Consider the following 12,395-nt stretch of genomic DNA (forward strand, 5'->3'; position numbering starts at 1 on the left):
AGCGACAGTAGCCAGGCAAAGTGACTGCGCTTTTGCACCAACTCTTTGAAACGCGGGTTATTTTCAATCTCTTGATAAATGTTGTCATTCATCAGAGTCTCTCCTTTGAGGCATTAAATAAGGTGCCACCCGAAGGCGGCATAATTTACGATGGTGCTTGCATTGATTGTTTTTCTTCCAGCAATTTGTCGACGACACCCGGATCGGCGAGCGTTGAGGTATCCCCTAAGTTACTGGTATCACCTGCGGCGATTTTGCGTAGGATCCGGCGCATGATTTTGCCAGAACGCGTTTTTGGTAATGAATCGGTCCAATGCAAGATATCGGGTGTGGCGATTGGGCCAATCTCTTTACGTACCCAATTGCGCACCTCGGTATACAGCTCAGGAGTTGGCTCTTCACCATGATTCAGGGTGATGTAGGCATAGATAGCCTGACCTTTAATGTTATGCGGAACCCCAACGACAGCGGCTTCGGCAATTTTTGGGTGTGAAACTAGCGCTGATTCAATTTCAGCGGTACCCAAACGATGACCTGATACGTTCAGCACATCATCGACCCGGCCAGTTATCCAGTAGTAGCCATCTTCGTCACGGCGTGCGCCATCACCACTGAAATACATACCTTTAAAGGTAGAGAAATAAGTTTGTTCAAAACGGTCATGATCGCCAAACAGGGTACGGGCCTGACCTGGCCACGAATCGGTGATGACCAAATTACCTTCGGCGGCACCTTCTTGTGGGTTGCCCAAGTTGTCAACTAGCGCCGGCTGAACGCCAAAGAATGGGCGAGTTGCAGAACCTGCTTTCAATTCGGTGGCCCCTGGGAGGGGAGTTATCATGAAACCACCGGTTTCAGTCTGCCACCAGGTATCAACTATCGGGCATTTACTATTACCGATTTTGTTGTAATACCATTCCCATGCCTCTGGGTTAATCGGCTCCCCAACCGACCCCATGATACGCAACGAAGTTCGTTTAGTGCCTTCGATGGCTTTGTCACCTTCGGCCATTAAGGCGCGAATGGCAGTGGGTGCGGTATACAGAATATTGACCTGATGTTTATCAATCACCTGACCCAAGCGGTTGACGCCTGGATAGTTTGGAACACCTTCAAACATTAAGGTAATGGCACCGCAAGCCAGTGGGCCATACAGTAAATAGCTGTGGCCAGTCACCCAACCCACATCAGCAGTACACCAGTAGATATCGCCAGGGTGGTAATCAAAAACGTATTTAAAAGTCAGTGCGGCATAAACCAAATAACCGCCAGTGGTATGTAATACCCCTTTCGGTTTACCGGTAGAACCGGAGGTATAAAGGATAAATAGTGGATCTTCCGCATTCATTTCTTCCGCTGGGCAGTCGTCCGAGGCATCTTTAATCAGGTCATGCCACCACAGGTCTCGCCCATCTTTCCAATAACTGGCATTGCCGGTTCGTTGGAATACAACAACATTTTTGATACTGGTAATGGCAGGGTTTTTCAGCGCTTCATCGACATTTTTTTTCAGTGGAATTGCGCGGCCAGCACGGATGCCTTCATCGGCAGTAATCACCAGTTTTGAGTTAGAGTCGATAATTCGGCCAGCGACGGCATCAGGTGAGAATCCACCAAAAATCACCGAGTGAACCGCACCAATACGGGCGCAGGCTAGCATCGCAACGGCAGCTTCTGGCACCATTGGCATATAGATAGCAACAACATCACCTTTCTTAATGCCCAGCTTTTTCAGCACATTGGCAAATTGGCATACATCATGATGAAGCTGTTTGTATGTAACGGTTTTGGACTGATTAGGATCATCGCCCTCCCAGATAATCGCAGTTTGATCACCGCGTTCTGCCAGATGGCGGTCCAGACAGTTTGCTGCAAGGTTCAATGTACCATCTTCAAACCAGCGGATACTGACATGGCCGGGATCGAAAGAGGTATTCTTCACCGTTTTATAGGGTTTAATCCAATCAATAATCTTGCCATGCTCACCCCAGAATTCATCTGGGTTTTGCACCGACTGTTGATAGTATTGATGATATTGTTCTGGGTTTATCAGGGCATGCTCTGCAATTGCAGTTGGAATAGGGTGCTTATGTATTTGGCTCATCATCATTCTCCTTGAGATTGTTAATAATATGTCAATCAAAAGTTAATTATAGTGTGAGGAGATGTTTTGTTTCTTTTTTGGGCGACAGATCACGCATAAAAGATGTTGATTTAGAGACTTACTTAATGCGCTGAGTGGTGAATCGATATCTTAATGATAGAAGAGCTGCTATCTGACCATGCTATAAAGGAAAGGAAATGTGGGCATCAGCTCATTTTCCGTGCGAAAAGAGGATATTTATAGACCGACAAAAACGAATAGTATTAACGCTACGTGATTAACACTCTTTGGTATTAATGGTTAACCTAAAAAAGGAATATTCATTTACTACTGAAGAGGAATTATTATTTTAATGTCTTACTGTAATTAAAAATCTGTATATATTCTAAGATGAAATATGCATTGGAAAATAAAAAACGAACGGCATAAATATGCATTTTAATGTTTTATTTTTTTTAGTGTTTATTTAAGAATTTTCTCAAAAAAAATCGACTTTGGTTGCGGAATATCCAAAATAAGCGGAGAATCACCATAAATGTATTTAACAAAATACAAACAAAACAATTCACAAAAGAAAACATAATTATGGATTATGCAATAATTTAATTTCGCTCATTTTTTCTACTGACGGGTTGGGTTACTATTTGTCATTGATGTGTTTTACTTTTTTAATAACAAATATTTACTGATAATTAGTGATTGTTCTGGCTGATTTCAAGCACCGGCGTGATGTAGGCTTAGTGTAAACAAGGCTTGCAGAGGAGTGCCTAGAAATGATACTGATTTATAACGTGGACGGCTGGCGGGAGGCTGGACCATAAGTTTTATCAACTATAGCCCCGTACTTAATGATTAAGTATTCTATTTAAGATGCTTGGTAACTTGCATTTTATGGGATGCTTTGAGGAATTTTTAGGGTATGAAAAGTGTAAAAATAAGTCTGGCCTGGCAAATACTCATTGCACTGCTATTAGGTATTTTGGTTGGTGCGGTTTTGCATAACCAAATTGAATCAAGAGAATGGCTAGTTAATAATATTTTAAGCCCGGCGGGTGATATCTTTATCCGCTTAATTAAAATGATTGTGGTGCCGATCGTTATTTCAACCTTGATCGTAGGTATTGCCGGGGTTGGTGATGCGAAGAAGCTTGGGCGAATTGGTCTTAAAACCATCATTTATTTCGAAGTTATCACGACTGTTGCCATTATTGTCGGGATCACTTTGGCGAATGTGTTCCAGCCAGGGCACGGCATTGATATGTCAGCGTTGACCGTGGTTGATATCTCTCAGTACGAAAAAACCACCGAACAAGTACAAAGTGGTAGCCACAGCCTGGTAAGCACTATCTTGTCGCTGATCCCTGCCAACGTCTTTGCCTCTATGGCAAAAGGCGATATGTTGCCAATTATTTTCTTCTCAGTGTTGTTTGGTTTAGGGCTGTCTTCATTGCCAAAAGAAACCAAAGAACCACTGTTGAATGTGTTTAAAGCAGTATCTGAAAGCATGTTCAAAGTTACACACATGATTATGCGTTATGCGCCGATCGGGGTGTTTGGCCTGATCTCGGTAACGGTCGCCAATTTTGGTTTTGCATCACTAATCCCACTCGCCAAATTGGTTGTGCTGGTTTACGCCGCTATTATCTTCTTTGCTTTAGTCATACTGGGTACTGTAGCGAGATTATGTAAGTTGCGTATTTGGACATTGATTCGAATTCTAAAAGATGAGCTGATTCTGGCCTATTCTACGGCCAGTTCTGAGACTGTATTACCGCGAATTATCGAAAAAATGGAAGCTTATGGTGCGCCAAAAGCGATTACCAGTTTTGTCGTACCAACCGGTTATTCATTTAATCTGGATGGCTCCACGTTATACCAAAGTATTGCAGCGATATTTATTGCCCAACTTTATGGCATTGAGCTATCAATCGGGCAAGAGATTATTCTGGTGCTGACTTTGATGGTGACTTCGAAAGGTATTGCCGGTGTTCCGGGTGTCTCTTTTGTTGTCTTGCTGGCAACATTAGGCAGTGTCGGTATTCCACTGGAAGGCTTGGCCTTTATTGCCGGCGTTGACCGTATTCTGGATATGGCGCGTACTGCACTGAATGTGGTAGGGAATGCATTAGCCGTGTTGGTTATTGCCAAGTGGGAACATCAGTTTGATCATAAGAAAGCCAAGGCTTATGAGAAAACATTGTTTGCACCGAAGCAAACACCAGTTCAAAGCTAATACCTGTTCAAAACAATCCATCACATTTTCTATTATCAGTTAAAGCCCCCTGTTGGAGACCGACCGACAGGGGGCTTTATTATTACTTAATGACCAAACATAAGCATGGCGATAATTTACTGGCATTATTCATTTAAGCCTAAGCGGTATGACCAATGAATCAGTTCTGCAACTTTATGCACATCCAGTTTTTTCATCATATTAAGGCGATGAGTTTCAACGGTTTTCTGACTGATAGAAAGCTGAGTCGCAATAATACGATTACAAGAACCTTCGGTGATCAGCTTTAATATTTGCCGCTCGCGTGGCGTTAAAATGGTTTGATTTGTCTCGCAATCTTGGGTCAATTTGCTCAATAAAGCGCTATTGAGCGCGGGATCAATATAGCGCTTACCCGCCGCCACAGTCTGAATAGCCGCCATCAAAATTTGTTGTGGGCTTTTCTTCAGAACATACCCTAGCGCACCATTATTTAGTGTTCGACTGGCGTAGTGCTCTTCATGACGAGCAGTCAATGCTAAAATCTTCATGCCTGGCCAGCGGCGCCGAAGTTGAATAATGACATCAAGACCATCCATACCGGGTAACCCTAAATCGATTATGACAATATCTGGCTCGGTTTGGCGGCATAGGTTATACACATCCAACCCATTCTCCGCTTCACCGACAATCTGATAGCGCGGATAAGCTGCAAGCATATTTTTGATGCCATTAATAATCAGCTCATGATCGTCCACAATTAATAATTTTGTATTCATAAAGTTATTCCTTTACCTGATGATTTAAATGGCCTCATGGGAGCCCCTTGGCCGAAATTGCCAATGGATTATTTCGTCGAGGCGAGTGATATCTAGTTGAGTAATCCTTTCCTTTGCTTCAATGGCTATTTCCAACTGAATAACTGCTTCTTGTAATTCAATTAATCCTGCTTGTCCGGCACACCCTTTCAGAGTGTGAAGATGGTTCGATAGGGTTGGGATATGAGTAAGAGAGTCTCTTGCCAGTTGCAGTAACTCTTGCAGTGATTTTGATAATTTAAGACGGAGTGAGTCGTCTGCCAGGTTCAATAATGGTTTGGCGGTGGTTATTTGCGGAGTGAGATTAATCCCACGTTCTAGCTGATATTGTGCCGTCAGATCCAGAACTTCTGCCAGTTGAATGAACGTCACTGGCTTAGAGATATAATGATTCATCCCTGCCTGATAGGCCTTTATTTTTTCATCCGGGTTAGTATTCGCACTAAGTGCCGTTATCATGCAGCGGTTATCTAAATTAATTGTATCGTTGCGCCAATGTTGGGTTGCTGTCAGGCCATCCATTCCCGGCATACGAATATCCATTAGCACCAGATCAAAATATTGGCCTTGCCCGATATGCAGTGCAATTTCGCCACTTTCGGCTAACGTAACCTGATGCCCCAGTTGTCGCAGCATCATGCCAGTAATATCACGATTGGTTTCAGCATCGTCGACCAGCAATATACTCATATGCCAAGGTTGCAGCGGAAGATTATGTTGTATCTCTTGCAGGCAAGGAGGTGAGCATCCTTTATTGTCCAAATAGTGTTTTACCTTGGTATATAAACGGCCGGGTAGATAACACAATTCTTTATCAGAGAACAGCTCGAGCGGCAGGCTAATCGATTTATGACTCATCGGTTGGCAGGTGATGCCCCAGGCAGATAATTGTGCCTGTAACGATGAGGGGACCGCATAGCACACATTCTTAAAAGGCATTGCTGGAGTTGCCCCTCTAAACGGTAGAGTTAATGAGAAACGACTGCCACAATTAGGCTTACTATACAGCGTAATATTTCCCCCCATCATTTTTGCCAGATTATCTGCAATAGTCAGTCCCAGGCCGGTTCCTTGCCCATGATCATAGGTTTGAATAAAGGGGCGGAATATCTTCTCCTGATGCTGTGAATCAATACCGCAGCCGGTATCTTCAACGGTAAAACAGAGTTGCTGACCTTTGCGTTCAACAGTGAGACTAATATGACCTTGCCGCGTAAATTTAACGGCATTACCCAATAGGTTTACCAGAATCTGCTTTATGCGCTGACTATCCAGCTCAATTTCTAGTGGCACGTCTGAACTGACATAAGTAGAGAGCGCGATAGGTTTATTTAAGACCTGGCTGTGTATGGTTAACATTGCCTGATCCAGTAAAGGTAATAGCGCTGTTTTCTCCTGCGACAAGGTTAATTGACCGGATTCAATACGCGAGAAGTCCAGGAGGTTATTGATTATTGCCAACAGTGAATGTGAACACTGACGTGCGGTCTCTGCTAACCGATATTGCTCTGGTGCCAAGGGGGTATTTTGTAATAACTCGACGGCACCTAAAGCCCCATTCAAGGGGGTTCGGATCTCATGACTGATGGTGGTCAAATGTATACTTTTTCGATGGTTTGCTTGTTCCGCAGCTAATTTTGATTTCGCCAACGCCAATGTCCGTTCTTTTACTTTCATTTCTAATGTGTCGTATTGCTCATTCAAATTATCTAATAAGCCGTTGTAGGCACGAGCAATGTGGCCTAATTCATCCATACGTTTAACAGGTAATCGTGGCTCCATAGCTTGTGGCCCAGTGGAGCCGATAATATTGACAAAGTTCCATAATGGAATGGCCAGGTAATATCGCAGTAATAAAGAAAGCGCTAAGGTAAGGAGCAGTAAAATAGCCAGAGCAAAGGGGAGTTGATGTAATGCGGGCTTTGCGGCCTCCCAAGCGAATCCTATCCGTGGATAAATCACTAATTGCTGCCAGCCGGGGCCTTTTAGTTGAGTTCTTAGTACCAAATAATCGGGTGTTTGTTGCCAGCCATCGTGTAAGTGAATATTTTTCAGTTGGCGGAGGATTTCGTATAACTGATTTGACGGTATGTTTTGTTGAGTAAGAGGTAATAATTTTCCTTCTTTATCTAGTAGTAAATTGATATCTCGCTGATCAAATGATTGATCATTAGTCACTAATTCATTCAGTTTTAATGAAAATCCCGCTAATGATCCCATTTGATCACACGCAGCAACCGAAACATGCCAGCCATTTTGCTGGGTATAAGTGGGCATTCCCCAAAAAATATTATTGTGAGTAGGAAATATGGGAAGCAAAAGTAACTCTTTACGGCGTTGCTTTAAATATTCGTGGGAAACATTTTGCGGTTTAAAGATAGTAATTCCATCATTGTTCTTAATCGTAAAACTATCAAGATAATAGGTCTGGCCTGACGTGCCGTAAGCCTGTTTTATCTGAAAATCATGTTTAGATTGAGTGGGGGAACAAGTTATCGAATTAATAAGAATGTTGTTTTTTACGCTCTCATTTTTGATTGGTATAGGGAATCCCCAGCTCATTTGGTTATGATCCTGGCGGTTGATCAATGAAAGAGCATCCCTTTCTGCCCCTTCAAATTGGTAATTACTTAAATCTGCTCGTAATGATGCTATGTGTGTTAACTCACTTACCAAACGTTGACGCGTATCTTCATATGAGAAGAATGCTGTCATGGCAATTGAAATTAACCAAATAGCCATTAAGGTCATACCCAGTAATAGTGTCAATCGAGTGACGAGTGATGATGATTTTTCCATAAAGTCACCTGACTGTTTTTTTTAGTACGCCACAGCCAAAATTTGATATCAAGAATTACACTGATTTCATTACTACTCGTTATAGATTCATTTAATTATGAATAATGAGTAAAGCAGGCTTTTACCTTATATCAGACATTTAAGATTAGAGGATAATTAAAACGTGGTATTGTTGGAGAAATAATCGATGTTAGAAATATTAAAAATGCAGCCTTTAATTAGAAATGTTGATTTATCAGATGCCAATATTATGAGTTTCACGCTCAATGGCCTTCCTGCGAAGGCGATAAACTACGGCCATTCTATTTGTATTGGCTTTGTTTTTATTGAAAAGAAAATGATATCTGATTCGGTTATCCATTATATTTCTCTTATGCTGGTGGCACTTGAAGATACGCAGGATTTTGCATTACAGATTGAACGCGACTATTGGTGGCTTTGGTATCGACATACCCCCGATGAGAGAAATAGCATTGATAATGAACGCCAAAAATTATCCATAGAACTAGAGAGAATTAATTCTTTTATTCAAATACTTAATTCGTTTGAAGTTACAACAAACGCCCCTGAAGTGCGTATTTCAACTAAGCATAAAACAGATGCCCACAGGGTGGTTTCATGAAAGAGCTTGCTGGTGCGCTATTGTTACTATTTATGTCCCAGGCCTCAGGGAAAGCCATTCCCTGGCAGGGGGAGCCTTTTTTTATTTATAGCCGAGGCATGAAAGTCACTAACTTGTTGAATGATCTTGGGGTGAATTATGGTATCCCTGTGGTCGTTAGCCCAGAAATAAATGAAAAATTTAGCGGCAAAATAGTGAATAAAACGCCAGACCAAATACTGTCAGAATTGGCTGGGCTATATAATATTACTTGGTACTACGATGGGGATATTCTCTATTTCTACAAAACTCAATCTATCAAAAGAGAGTTTATATCTCCTGATGGGCTATCGACGGCGACCTTAATCAAATATTTAAAGCAAAGTGGTGTTCCCGCAGGTAAAAATTGCGCCGTACAGGCTATTTCTCGCCTTAACGCGATTGAGGTTACAGGGGTACCTATCTGTATTGAACGTGTGGCTTCTCTGACTAAAATGCTCTCTTCGCAAGTGCGCAAGCAAAATCAAAATAAAGAAACAGTAAAAGTCTTTCAGTTAAAATATGCTTCTGCGGCTGACTCCACATATCAATATCGAGATCAACAAGTTCAGTTACCGGGTTTGGTCAGTGTCTTGCGGGAAATGAGTGCAGGTAACCATTTACCTTTGGCAGGCGAAAAAGAATCAGAGGATGCGCCTGTCAGCGCGCCACTTTTTTCGGCTGACCCTCGGCAAAATGCAGTTATTATCCGTGATCGCCAGGCGAACATGCCGCTGTATAGTAGTTTGATTACACAGTTGGATCAGCGGCCTGTCCAAATAGAAATTTCTGTGACGATTATTGATGTTGATGCTGGGGATATCAGTCAGCTTGGTATCGATTGGTCAGCATCCACATCGATTGGTGGCGCTGGGGTTTCATTTAATAGTGGGGAGACGGCACCTAATTCAGATGGGTTCTCTACTGTGATAGGTAATACCGGAAACTTTATGGTGCGTTTGAACGCCTTGCAAAAGAACTCACGTGCCAGAGTTTTATCCCGCCCTTCAGTGGTTACCTTGAATAATATTCAAGCTGTGCTAGACAAAAACGTGACGTTTTATACCAAGCTGCAAGGCGACAAGGTTGCAAAACTTGAATCAATAACATCAGGTTCATTATTACGAGTCACACCACGAATGATTGATTCTGACGGTGTGAAAGAAGTTTTACTTAACCTCAATATTCAAGATGGCCAACAGCAGGCACCACTCAGTAGTAGCGAACCTTTACCTGAAATTCAAAATTCAGATATTTCGACGCAAGCGACATTACGGGTTGGACAAAGCTTACTCTTGGGTGGGTTTATTCAAGACAAACAAATTGAATCACAAAATAAAATTCCTTTATTAGGTGATATCCCCTTACTCGGTGGATTGTTTCGCAGCACTAATAAGCAATCTCACAGTGTTGTCAGGCTATTTCTAATCAAAGCCGTACCGGTTAATACAGGGGAATAATATGGCGGTACAATTCAAGCTTCGCCTATTGAGTGGTGAACTCATTGGGCGCGAACTGACTTTGCCTGAGGGGGCATTTACTTTGGGGGAACAGGGGTGCGATGTATTATTGTCATTACCTCTAGGGCAAATATTGACCTTGGTGATAAGCGAGAGTCAAGTCATGCTACAGTCGTCAGACGCTGTTTGGGTTAACGGCTTTCGGCATGATCCACAACAACCTATTCCTTTACGGCAAGTGATTGAAGCCGCTGGTTTAGCATTGGTTCTCGGCGAAGAAACGGATGTTTTAAGCGAAATAAAAGTGACTCGTCGCTCTGGGTCACGCTTATTATTATGGCTATCTTTGGTGACACTTATACTATTGGCACTGCTTTTTGTATTTATTTTTTGGTTTACACAGCAATCGAACCGATTGTTTGCATACCTTCCCCCTTCTATTCCAACACAATTATCGCAGCAATTAAAAAAACCGCTCTTGGAGGGAATAAACGCAGCCTGGTTGGCAGATGGCAGCGTTGCATTGAGTGGTCACTGTGTATCATCCTCAGCAGTTATTCAGTTGCAAAATTTTTTGCTTTCTAACCATGTCATATTTCGTAATCAACTCGTTTGTGATGATCGGCTGATTACGAGTGTTATTGAGGTTTTGCACCAATATGGTTATCAGGATATTGAGGTGTATACCGGTAAGGAAGTAGGGAATGTCATTCTCCATGGTGCTATTGAGATGGGGGCGAAATGGCTAAGTGTGCAAAAAGCATTAGCAACAATTGCGGGATTAAAAGGTTGGATGGTGATTAATTCCCAGGATAGCCAGATCCCTCGATTAGTCGAGAGCCTAAGGAAAATAGGATTACTAGGTTATCTGAGCATGACGCAAAGTAATAAAGAAATTGTTATTAGCGGAGTGCTATCGTCGGAGCAACAACAGCATCTGAAAGAGATGCTGGCGACACTCGCCCTGCAACCTGATGCATTTCCGGTGAGGTATCAGAGCATCCCAGCGTCAGATCAAACCACTCAACTCCTTCCCGCAGCGATTGTTAGTTATGGTGGAAATAATTATTCAAAATTTGTGCAACTGGCTAATGGGGTTCGTTTACAGCAAGGAGCCGTACTGGATAATGGTTATAAAGTTATCTTGATCGGAGAACGGGGGATCTCACTATTAAAATCTAATCATTTAGTACAAATACCGATGGATTTTTAAGAATAGGAAATGAATTAATGCAGCATATAACTGAACTGGAAGATGATATTAAGTCTGAGTCGCTATCTATTCAGCACAGAAAGGTGTTGTTGATAAAAGAAAAATTATTAGTTATTCATCAACTGTCTCTCCAGCAAACACCTGATAATTATAAAAAACTTAATGACATGATGCTAGCGCTGGATAGCGCCGAAAAAATCATTGAAACTCTTATTGTTCGTTATAAAAAATGACTTCCGTGATGCTACTTTTAAAAATTAGAGAATAAATGTGAAAGACAGAGGGGGAGCAATAATACAAAATTAATTTAATACCTAATGAATAGATAAGGAGTAATGATATGAATAATAATGTTCCTATTCAATATATGCTTGGTGACTTACAAAATAGATATGGAAAATTAAAATCTGATCTGGATAAACTTAAGGAGTATCAACAGCACATAGAAATGTTACAGCAGCGGGCTGATAATGATAGCCAAGCCAGAGAAGTATTGTCACGCCTGGATGCTGCTTTTCCTCACGGTTTTAAACAAGAAAAAGCCAAAATGCTGGCTTGTATTTCGCAGATGAATATACAGTTTAAACAATTGGAAACACAACTTAAGAATCTTAATTCGACTAAAAATATGTAGTCATGCTCTTCCATATGTATCACTCCAACTGGAGTGTAGGAGTATCTATATGTCAACGAATGCTTATGTCAATATGCCAAAATTCTTTGCAGCACATGCGCCCAGCTCATCTGGGAATAACATGATACAAAACAGTTCCCCTTATGCAGTCAATGATGCAGATGATATTTTCAGTATAGGATTAAAAGTCTTATATTCATTTCTTGACGTACTTTCTAATATTGCCACTACTAATTTTAAAGGGATGCAGGCGCGTTCAAAATATGCCAGCGATACGCAAGATATGTCGAATCGTGTCGATGAGGTTATTGCCAAAGCGGCGAAAGGGGATGACAAAACCAAAGAGCCCCTACCTGATGAGGTGATTGATTTTATGCGGAGAAATGGCATTACCGTTGATGGTATGAGTATTGATGAATATCTAAAGTCTCACGGCCCAGAATTGGATAAAGGACAGCTTCAGGCGGTGAAAGGCGCGTTGGATAATGAGAAAAATCGTGCTACAGACACCATGA

At 41.8% G+C, this 12,395-nt stretch carries 10 protein-coding genes; 7 read left to right on the top strand and 3 right to left on the bottom strand.

The window, feature by feature from the left end; all coding sequences use genetic code 11:
- Positions 1-145 precede the first annotated feature (145 nt).
- On the bottom strand, positions 146-2,104 hold the full coding sequence (gene acs / locus ACNSO8_RS07495) for an acetate--CoA ligase (protein WP_050327828.1): 1,959 nt from the start codon (positions 2,102-2,104) through the stop codon (positions 146-148).
- A gap of 919 nt (positions 2,105-3,023) precedes the next feature.
- On the opposite strand from acs, the gene gltP reads away from it, so the two are divergent.
- Positions 3,024-4,337: a glutamate/aspartate:proton symporter GltP gene (gene gltP, locus ACNSO8_RS07500; protein WP_050161067.1), complete on the top strand. Its 1,314-nt coding sequence runs from the start codon at positions 3,024-3,026 to the stop codon at positions 4,335-4,337.
- A 125-nt stretch (positions 4,338-4,462) separates the two neighbouring features.
- On the opposite strand, the gene ACNSO8_RS07505 is transcribed toward gltP, so the two are convergent.
- Positions 4,463-5,095, bottom strand: a complete 633-nt coding sequence (locus ACNSO8_RS07505; RefSeq protein WP_019080787.1) for a two component system response regulator — start codon at positions 5,093-5,095, stop codon at positions 4,463-4,465.
- Positions 5,096-5,119: 24 nt separating this feature from the next.
- Positions 5,120-7,933: a two component system sensor kinase gene (locus ACNSO8_RS07510; RefSeq protein ID WP_050161068.1), complete on the bottom strand. Its 2,814-nt coding sequence runs from the start codon at positions 7,931-7,933 to the stop codon at positions 5,120-5,122.
- Between the two features lie 187 nt (positions 7,934-8,120).
- On the opposite strand from ACNSO8_RS07510, the gene ACNSO8_RS07515 reads away from it, so the two are divergent.
- The 6 genes from ACNSO8_RS07515 to ACNSO8_RS07540 all read left to right on the top strand — a co-directional run.
- On the top strand, positions 8,121-8,555 hold the full coding sequence (locus ACNSO8_RS07515) for a hypothetical protein (RefSeq protein WP_050131000.1): 435 nt from the start codon (positions 8,121-8,123) through the stop codon (positions 8,553-8,555).
- Entirely contained in the window at positions 8,552-10,033 is a 1,482-nt protein-coding gene (locus tag ACNSO8_RS07520) for an EscC/YscC/HrcC family type III secretion system outer membrane ring protein (RefSeq protein WP_019080784.1), read from the top strand. Before ACNSO8_RS07515 ends, ACNSO8_RS07520 begins: the two co-directional genes overlap by 4 nt.
- A 1-nt stretch (position 10,034) precedes the next feature.
- A complete protein-coding gene (gene sctD / locus ACNSO8_RS07525; RefSeq protein ID WP_050157107.1) occupies positions 10,035-11,246 on the top strand; it encodes a type III secretion system inner membrane ring subunit SctD in 1,212 nt (403 codons plus the stop codon).
- 17 nt (positions 11,247-11,263) lie between these two features.
- Positions 11,264-11,479 (top strand): EscE/YscE/SsaE family type III secretion system needle protein co-chaperone, encoded by a 216-nt coding sequence (locus ACNSO8_RS07530; protein ID WP_019080782.1) that lies wholly within the window; start codon positions 11,264-11,266, stop codon positions 11,477-11,479.
- 107 nt (positions 11,480-11,586) lie between these two features.
- Positions 11,587-11,880, top strand: coding sequence for a chromosome segregation ATPase (locus tag ACNSO8_RS07535; RefSeq protein WP_019080781.1), 294 nt, complete (start codon positions 11,587-11,589; stop codon positions 11,878-11,880).
- 49 nt (positions 11,881-11,929) lie between these two features.
- Positions 11,930-12,395 (top strand): chemotaxis protein (locus ACNSO8_RS07540; protein WP_418394278.1); only part of this gene is annotated, 466 nt, incomplete at its 3' end.

Source organism: Yersinia sp. LJYL362 (assembly GCF_048323875.1).

What these genes read in the sequence shown, in the direction of transcription:
- ACNSO8_RS07535 (WP_019080781.1), top strand. Translation starts at nt 11,587, where the DNA reads ATGAATAATAATGTTCCTATTCAATATATGCTTGGTGACTTACAAAAT.
- ACNSO8_RS07510 (WP_050161068.1), bottom strand. Translation starts at nt 7,933, where the DNA reads ATGGAAAAATCATCATCACTCGTCACTCGATTGACACTATTACTGGGT.
- acs (WP_050327828.1), bottom strand. Translation starts at nt 2,104, where the DNA reads ATGAGCCAAATACATAAGCACCCTATTCCAACTGCAATTGCAGAGCAT.
- gltP (WP_050161067.1), top strand. Translation starts at nt 3,024, where the DNA reads ATGAAAAGTGTAAAAATAAGTCTGGCCTGGCAAATACTCATTGCACTG.
- ACNSO8_RS07520 (WP_019080784.1), top strand. Translation starts at nt 8,552, where the DNA reads ATGAAAGAGCTTGCTGGTGCGCTATTGTTACTATTTATGTCCCAGGCC.
- ACNSO8_RS07530 (WP_019080782.1), top strand. Translation starts at nt 11,264, where the DNA reads ATGCAGCATATAACTGAACTGGAAGATGATATTAAGTCTGAGTCGCTA.
- ACNSO8_RS07515 (WP_050131000.1), top strand. Translation starts at nt 8,121, where the DNA reads ATGTTAGAAATATTAAAAATGCAGCCTTTAATTAGAAATGTTGATTTA.
- sctD (WP_050157107.1), top strand. Translation starts at nt 10,035, where the DNA reads ATGGCGGTACAATTCAAGCTTCGCCTATTGAGTGGTGAACTCATTGGG.
- ACNSO8_RS07505 (WP_019080787.1), bottom strand. Translation starts at nt 5,095, where the DNA reads ATGAATACAAAATTATTAATTGTGGACGATCATGAGCTGATTATTAAT.